The sequence below is a fragment of the Gordonia sp. 852002-50395_SCH5434458 genome (assembly GCF_001665905.1).
Taxonomy (GTDB): domain Bacteria; phylum Actinomycetota; class Actinomycetes; order Mycobacteriales; family Mycobacteriaceae; genus Gordonia; species Gordonia jacobaea.
Genome location: NZ_LZTC01000090.1, coordinates 65,339 through 71,985 on the forward strand (window position 1 = coordinate 65,339; position 6,647 = coordinate 71,985).

Annotated in this window: 8 protein-coding genes, 1 tRNA gene, 1 pseudogene and 1 riboswitch; of the genes and pseudogenes, 4 read left to right on the plus strand and 6 right to left on the minus strand. The window is 64.1% G+C overall.

Annotated elements, in window-relative coordinates; translation table 11 throughout:
- Positions 1 to 9: 9 nt before the first annotated feature.
- A complete protein-coding gene (locus tag A5785_RS19220) occupies positions 10 to 1,221 on the plus strand; it encodes a TetR/AcrR family transcriptional regulator (RefSeq protein WP_064867999.1) in 1,212 nt (403 codons plus the stop codon).
- A gap of 18 nt (positions 1,222 to 1,239) precedes the next feature.
- Here A5785_RS19220 and A5785_RS19225 read toward each other — a convergent pair whose 3' ends face one another.
- A complete protein-coding gene (locus A5785_RS19225; RefSeq protein ID WP_064868002.1) occupies positions 1,240 to 1,980 on the minus strand; it encodes a hypothetical protein in 741 nt (246 codons plus the stop codon).
- Positions 1,981 to 2,087: 107 nt separating this feature from the next.
- Between A5785_RS19225 and A5785_RS19230 the strand changes: the two genes are divergently transcribed.
- On the plus strand, positions 2,088 to 3,224 hold the full coding sequence (locus A5785_RS19230) for an acyl-CoA dehydrogenase family protein (protein ID WP_064868005.1): 1,137 nt from the start codon (positions 2,088 to 2,090) through the stop codon (positions 3,222 to 3,224).
- On the plus strand, positions 3,181 to 3,927 hold the full coding sequence (locus A5785_RS19235; RefSeq protein WP_082937779.1) for a GntR family transcriptional regulator: 747 nt from the start codon (positions 3,181 to 3,183) through the stop codon (positions 3,925 to 3,927). Before A5785_RS19230 ends, A5785_RS19235 begins: the two co-directional genes overlap by 44 nt.
- Here A5785_RS19235 and A5785_RS19240 read toward each other — a convergent pair.
- The 5 genes from A5785_RS19240 to A5785_RS19260 form a co-directional block, all read right to left on the minus strand.
- A complete protein-coding gene (locus tag A5785_RS19240; RefSeq protein ID WP_064868010.1) occupies positions 3,907 to 4,332 on the minus strand; it encodes a pyridoxamine 5'-phosphate oxidase family protein in 426 nt (141 codons plus the stop codon). The two genes, A5785_RS19235 and A5785_RS19240, sit on opposite strands and share 21 nt — an antisense overlap.
- Positions 4,333 to 4,392: 60 nt before the next feature.
- Positions 4,393 to 4,707: a DMT family transporter gene (locus A5785_RS19245; protein WP_049698321.1), complete on the minus strand. Its 315-nt coding sequence runs from the start codon at positions 4,705 to 4,707 to the stop codon at positions 4,393 to 4,395.
- A 15-nt stretch (positions 4,708 to 4,722) separates the two neighbouring features.
- A riboswitch (guanidine-III (ykkC-III) riboswitch) is annotated at positions 4,723 to 4,786 on the minus strand.
- Between the two features lie 47 nt (positions 4,787 to 4,833).
- The gene (locus A5785_RS19250; RefSeq protein WP_049698322.1) at positions 4,834 to 5,034 is read right to left on the minus strand and encodes a hypothetical protein; all 201 of its coding nucleotides are present in this window, start codon (positions 5,032 to 5,034) and stop codon (positions 4,834 to 4,836) included.
- Between the two features lie 190 nt (positions 5,035 to 5,224).
- Positions 5,225 to 5,297: transfer RNA gene (locus A5785_RS19255), tRNA-Asn, on the minus strand.
- A gap of 121 nt (positions 5,298 to 5,418) precedes the next feature.
- Positions 5,419 to 6,018 carry a TetR/AcrR family transcriptional regulator gene (locus A5785_RS19260; protein WP_064868012.1) on the minus strand — a complete coding sequence of 200 codons (600 nt, stop codon included), beginning with the start codon at positions 6,016 to 6,018 and terminating at the stop codon, positions 5,419 to 5,421.
- Positions 6,019 to 6,105: 87 nt separating this feature from the next.
- Here A5785_RS19260 and A5785_RS19265 point away from each other — a divergent pair.
- Positions 6,106 to 6,576: pseudogene (locus A5785_RS19265) on the plus strand (DUF418 domain-containing protein); the annotation flags it as partial.
- Between the last annotated feature and the right edge of the window lie 71 nt (positions 6,577 to 6,647).

Genomic DNA, 6,647 nt, shown 5'->3' on the forward strand with positions numbered 1-6,647 from the left:
TCTGGACCGATGAGCAGTCAGCCCTCGACTGACCACCCTCCGACACACATCGACGGACCGCCACGTCGACGCCCCGCCGACCGCCGAGCGCTGATTCTGCGTACCGCGGCACAGGAGTTCAGCGACCGCGGATACCACGCGGTGCGCCTCGAGGAGATCGCCGACCTCGTGGGCATCTCCGCCCCCGCGCTCTACCGCCACTTCCCGACGAAATACGCACTCTTCGCCGAGGCCACCGGACTGCTCGCCGACGTGCTGGCCGAGGCGCTCGAGACATCGCAGAGCGATCTCGAGTCGGCACTGACCGCTCTCGCACAGTCGGCCATCGACCACCGCAGGACCGGCGGCCTCTACCGCTGGGATCAGCGCTACCTCGACGGCGATGACGCCACGAAGGTGAAAGTCGTTCTAATGGAACAGCATCGGCGAATCCGCGCAGCGCTTCTCGATGCACGGCCGAACATCCCCCGCCCACACGCAGACCTTCTCGTCGCGGCGATGATCAGTGTCGTGGCAAGTCCGACCACACATCGGACCGCCTTGGCAGACCGCGACATTCGCCGACTACTCGTCGCAACCGCGCTCTCACTGGCCGACGTCGCGCCGCTGCTCGCCGTCGACGCCTCGGTCCAGCGCCCGCCGTCCGGGCTGGCGCCGGCGTCGAAACGCGAGCTCATACTCACCGAATCGATTTCGCTCTTCTCCGCACGAGGCTTCCGAGAGGTCACGATCGACGAGATCGCCGCTGCCGCAGGCGTTCCCACATCCGGCGTCTACCGCCACTTCGAGAGCAAGTCCGCGATACTGTCGGCTGCATTCTGGCGAGCGTCCGACCGCGTCAGTGCCGCCACTTCCGACGCACTCGCGGCGTCGACGACCAGCCGCGCAGCGCTCGAGTCGCTCGTTGCCCGCTACGTACGACTCTTCGTGCGCGACACCGCACTTGTGACGGTATACCTGAGCGAGATCGGACACCTGGCCCCGTCGGAGCGCAGTGCGTTGCGACGCCAGCAGCGCGCCAACGTCGACGAGTGGGCCGCGTGGGTCACGCGCGACCGTGGCGACGCGATCAGTCGTGGACAGGCCCGCTTCCTCGTGCACGCGGCACTGAACGCCATCTCGGATCTGCTTCGACTACGCCGCCCACCAACCGCCGAGCAGGTCACCGCGATCGGCTGCGCCATTCTCGAAGGCCCCCAGCAGGGCCCACAGCAGCGCTGACGTGCTGGCTGCCTGATGTCAGACGGTCGCCAGATCGTCGAGCAACCACGTGCCGTTCCGCTTGGCGAGCGTGATCTCGACACGCGATTGGTACGGGATGCCGTCGGGAACCTGCGCGGCGATCTCCGACGACTTCACCGTCTGATCCAAAGCCACGAGGACCACCGCACGGTCGGCAGTCATCGATTCGATCCCCGCACGCTGCGCCTTCGCCGTCGACACTCCCTTGGCGTTCGCGTTGCCCTTGCGCGCATCCTGCGACGACGCGATGTAGGTCTTACCGAACTCCGGGGTGGATATCTGCGTGATTCGACGATCGAGATCGCCGTAGTCGGCGGGATCGTAGGTGGTCAGCTCGACGGCGTAGCGACGCGCGGTGTCGAGGACCGTTGTGCGATCGGCATCCGACGGTCCGGCGTCGGACACTCGGCGATCTGCCTGCGCGTACAGGTACGCGAGAACTCCGGTCGAGATCGCGAGAACCACCACGAGCGCTGCCAGCACTCCGACGAGTACCCGTCCACGAACCGGTCGCTTCACTCGTCCGGCGGCCTCCTCTGCATCGGCTCGCGCGCCGCCGGTCTTCGTGGTGTCGAGTTTGCGCGGCACCCGGTCGGCGGCCTCGGCGCGCAACTGCTCACGCCTACTGCGATTCGCCGCGAGGAACTCATCGCCGTCGAGCGGCGAAACGTCGGCGCCCGACGTGCGCGCCACGTCGGTCTGCACGCCGTCGTCGGACGGGATACGCGATTTGGGCATGGCAACCAATCTAGCCATCGAATGTGTGGTCCAGACCACGGCCCGACATATCACATATATGATCTTGGCCAGGTCGCCTACAGGCTTCGCCAATCGAGAGGACAGCAGTGAACTTCACTGAAGAACAGCGCGCATTCGCAACGTCGGTCGCCGATTTCTGCCAGCGCGAGGTCGGGACCCGCGACCAGCGCAATCGCTACACCAAGGACGGGACGGAGCTGCACTCGCGCGAGCTCTACCAGAAGATGGCCGACCTCGGCTGGGCCGGCATCATGCTGCCCGAAACCTACGGCGGGTCGGGCGCGGGCAACGTCGAGATGTGCATCCTGCTCGAAGAAGCGATGCGTGGCATGGCACCCATCGGCGGGATCGGCCCCACCTTCATCACCGCCCTGGCCTACAACCGGTTCGCCGACGACCAGCTCAAGAAGGAAGTCCTGACCGGCGTCGTCAACGGTGACGCGCTCTCGATCTCGATGTCAGAGCCCGAGGCGGGTTCCGACGTCGCCAACCTCACCTGCCGTGCCGAGAAGGTCGACGGCGGGTGGGTCATCAACGGACAGAAGACCTGGTGCTCCAATGCGCACTTCGCGCGATCGATCTTGCTGATTGCCCGTACGTCGACCACCGGCAAGAAGCACGAGGGAATCACGCAGTTCCACATCCCCGCCAACACACCGGGTTTGGAGATCAAGGGCATCGACACGCTCGGCGGTCGCGAGGTCAACGATCTCTACTTCACAGACTGTCGGGTGCCCGACTCCGCGGTCGTCGGCGAGGTCGGCAATGGCTGGAATCAACTGATGGCCGGACTCAACACCGAGCGACTCATCCTCGCAGCGATGCAACTCGGTGTGGCCGAGCGCTCATTCGCCGACACCCTGGCGTTCATCACCGAGCGCAAACAGTTCGGACGTCCCATCGGGTCGTTCCAGGTTCTGCGGCATCGCATGGCCGATCTCGCGACCGAGATCGAGTGCACCAAGCAACTCGTCTATTCGGTGGCTCAACTCGCGGACGACAACCCCACAAAACTCTTCCCCCGCGAGGCGTCGATGGCGAAACTCAAAGCCACCGAAACCTCCAAGCGCATGACCATCGATGCCATGCAGATGATGGGCGGCTACGGCTACGCAACGGAATTCGACGCCGAGCGCTTGATGCGTGGTGCGATCATCTCGACGGTCTACGGTGGCACGAATGAGATCCAGCGCGACATCATCGGCAAGACCTTCGGACTCTGACGGGTCGAGGGCGCCGCGGCGGATTCCTCGGCGCCCTCAACTGTCCGAAGAGGTCGCCGCACACCTGCGACACCGCATCATGACGGCCGACATCAGGCCGGGTGAGTTCATCAGACTCGACGACGTCGCGGCCGAGTTGGGTGTCAGCGTGACCCCCGTGCGCGAGGCGCTGCTGACCCTGCGTGGCGAGGGCATGGTCGACCTCGAGCCGCACCGTGGATACCGTGTGGGCACGCTGGACCGCGTCGACGTCGACGACCTGTTCTGGTTGCAGGGCGAGATCGCGGTGCGGATCGCGCTGCGCACCGCAGCCGCCGTGACATCCGACGATCTCGACGAATTGCAGTGGTGGACACGACGACTGCGCGCGGCTGTCGCGAGTGGCGACGACGACGGCGTCATCGAGGCCGAGTTCGAATTCCACCGCGCGCACAACGTCATCGCGGGAGGCACGAAGTTGGCATGGTTCCTCCTCGCGGCCACTCGTTACACACCGGCGCGGCTCTATGCCAACGACCCCGAGTGGGGCCACACGGCGGTCGACAGCCATGAACGGCTGGTCGACGCCTACCGGTCGGGCGACATCGACGAGGCAGTGGTGCAGACGCGTCGCCAGTTCATCGATGGCGCAGCACGTTTGACGCACCACCTCGAACAAAGCGGCATCTGGGGTACGACCGACTCAGATCGAACCCAGGTCTGAAGCGACCCACTGCTGCGGCCGCACAACGACTTTCGTTTGTGAACCGTGCTCGGAGGAGGCGAACTCGACGTAGCCCGCGACTTTGTCGGCAGGCAGATACCGCGCGGCCATCTCGGTGAGATCGTCCTTGGTTCCGTCGACGATATCGATCACCGGACCCGACGCCGCGGCGTACGCGATCGTCGGAGACAGCACCTCGGCCATCACCGTGCAGCGCCCCGCAGCACGCAGTAGCGAGATCTTGCGTGACTCCGCACCTGTCAGAAACCACAGGTCGCCGCCGGGACTGTACTGGTACCAGATCGGCACCACCAGAGGCGCGCGGTCGGCACCCGCCTCTATCGAGAGCGCGCCGATGTGCGGCTGCGCGAGAAATGCTTGCCGTTCTTCTTTGTTCATCGCCATGAACCCGAGGCTAGTGATTTCCTTCGCCGAGCGTCGGCACCCAGCTGGGCGGACCAGCACTCAGTGGGCGAGCTTGAGCCCGACCACTGCGACGATGATGAGAAAGATCAAGCCCGCCTTGACAAGTGACGCCGATTCCGCGCCGGTCACCATCGCGTATGTGACTGTCAGCGCGGCACCGATGCCCACCCAGATCGCGTAAGCGGTGCCAGTTGGCAACTCCCGCAACGCATAAGCCAGACCGGCCATCGATCCGATCAGCGCAACGGCAAAAGTAATTGTGGGAACAATTTGGGTGAACCCCTGGGACTTGCCGAGAGCAGTAGCCCAGACAGCTTCCAGCACACCAGAAATGATCAACACGATCCACGACACGAGACGTCGAACCTCCGAGCGCCGTCTTGTCGCTGGCCGGGTACGGCGCGCCTCGTCCGGGTGTCAGCATTGACTATGTCCATACTAGCAAATCGGACACCCGCAAAATTCCCGCCGGGCGGGACGCTACTCCGACGAACCGCCCTTGCCGACTGCGACCACGCCGGCCCCGACGACCACGACCGCCAAGCCGAAGATCGTGTACAGCCATGCGGCGACCCCGCCACCGTAGTTGGCGATGTCGCCGATACCTGCCGCGGCGAAGATGAGTCCCATTGCGATTGCCAGACCGGGAAGGACGTAGAAGAGCGGTGAATGCGCTGACATGGCGTTGACCTCCTCGACAGTTCCGTCGCGCTTCGACGGAAGCTTGGTCGCGATCTACGTTAGAACGAGCACAACGCCGGTGCCAGGGTCTTTGGTCGAATCCCGCGGTGCCGGGGGACAAAAAAGGGGGTTATGGCCCCAAAAACAAGAAAGGCCCGGCGGATACCGGGCCTGACCTGCTCTAACTCTGCTCCCCCAACTGGACTCGAACCAGTAACCGTTCGATTAACAGTCGAATGCTCTGCCAATTGAGCTATGGGGGATTGCTCGTGATCCGGGCGCCGCGAACAGCACCAGAACCGAACGCTGACTCTAGCGTATCGACTCGCGTCAGGACAAAACGACTGGTCACAGGGGTGCCGTGCAGGGCCGCCTCGCCACGCCTCAGGGCGTTTGCGGGTGCTTGAGCGAGGCGAGATGCTCGCTCACCGCGGCGCGGGTCTGATCTCGGGAATCGGTGCCCGCGAGCAGGAGGTGCATGGCGAGGCCATCGATGAGGGCGTGCAGTCGTAGGGCTTCAGCGTCCAGATCGCGATCGCTGTCGACGAGACCATGTTCGCGCAGATCTGAGAGCACCCGCACGCAGAGTGCGCGCAGACCCTCGTGTGCCTCCACCGCCGCAGTCGCCAGGCCGGGATGGGCCACAGACTCCGTCACCATCGCGAGGTTCACATGCATCTCGACGCGCCGATTGTCGTCGAACGGCAGTAGCTCGGCCAGGATGGCATCGGCACGGCGCAGCGGATCGCGGATGCGTGCCCGATCCTGAATCCGTGCCGCGACGCGGTCGTAGATCAACCGCATGGAGAATTCGAGCAACTCCTCCTTGTCGGCGAATACATGACGCAGCGAACCCGCAGAGATGCCCGCCTCGGCGGCAACCTCGCGAATCGAAACGCCAGATACCCCTTCCCGCAACGCAATCCGCCATAGCGCCTCAGCTATTTCGGAGCGCCTCTCGGTGTGGTCGATCAGCTTGGGCATTGACTTATGCTAGCTCACTCGTGTTAGCTAAGCCACTAAGCCTTGGTAGCACACTCGTATCACCTACTCCGACGACTGGAGCACAGCATGGGCGACACACGACGACACGTCTCCCTCGACGTCCTGCGCGGCATCGCAATCCTGGGAACCCTCGGCACGAACATCTGGATCTTCACCAATGTCGACGGCCTGATCGGCTACATCCTGGGCGCCAACGAGGCGTCGGGCACCTGGGGCACCGTGCAGTCCGTGCTGCAGCAGATCACCCAGGGCAAGTTCTTGGGATTGCTCACCATCATGTTCGGCGTCGGGCTCGCCATCCAGCAACGCTCCGCGGCCAGACGCGGGCACAGGTGGCCCGGCAAGTACTACTGGCGCGCCATCCTGCTCTTCATCGACGGCACCGTGAACTACTTCCTCTTCACCGAGTTCGACGTGCTGACGGGATACGCCGTCACCGGGCTCATCGTCGCCTATCTCCTCGCGATGAGCATTCGTCGGCAACGGGTCGCGCTCATCACCGCAGCGGGCATACACGTTGTGCTGCTGACGCTAGTGTCGCGTTTCGTTAGTTGGTTTTCGGTTGAGCTTTCTTGAGAATCTCCTCGACCGGTTTCGTCCACACGAAG

Excerpts from the sequence above, each read along its gene's own strand:
- A5785_RS19225 (WP_064868002.1), bottom strand. The coding sequence starts at position 1,980 with ATGCCCAAATCGCGTATCCCGTCCGACGACGGCGTGCAGACCGACGTG.
- A5785_RS19250 (WP_049698322.1), bottom strand. The coding sequence starts at position 5,034 with ATGTCAGCGCATTCACCGCTCTTCTACGTCCTTCCCGGTCTGGCAATC.
- A5785_RS19235 (WP_082937779.1), top strand. The coding sequence starts at position 3,181 with ATGAGATCCAGCGCGACATCATCGGCAAGACCTTCGGACTCTGACGGG.
- A5785_RS19260 (WP_064868012.1), bottom strand. The coding sequence starts at position 6,018 with ATGCCCAAGCTGATCGACCACACCGAGAGGCGCTCCGAAATAGCTGAG.
- A5785_RS19240 (WP_064868010.1), bottom strand. The coding sequence starts at position 4,332 with ATGGCGATGAACAAAGAAGAACGGCAAGCATTTCTCGCGCAGCCGCAC.
- A5785_RS19220 (WP_064867999.1), top strand. The coding sequence starts at position 10 with ATGAGCAGTCAGCCCTCGACTGACCACCCTCCGACACACATCGACGGA.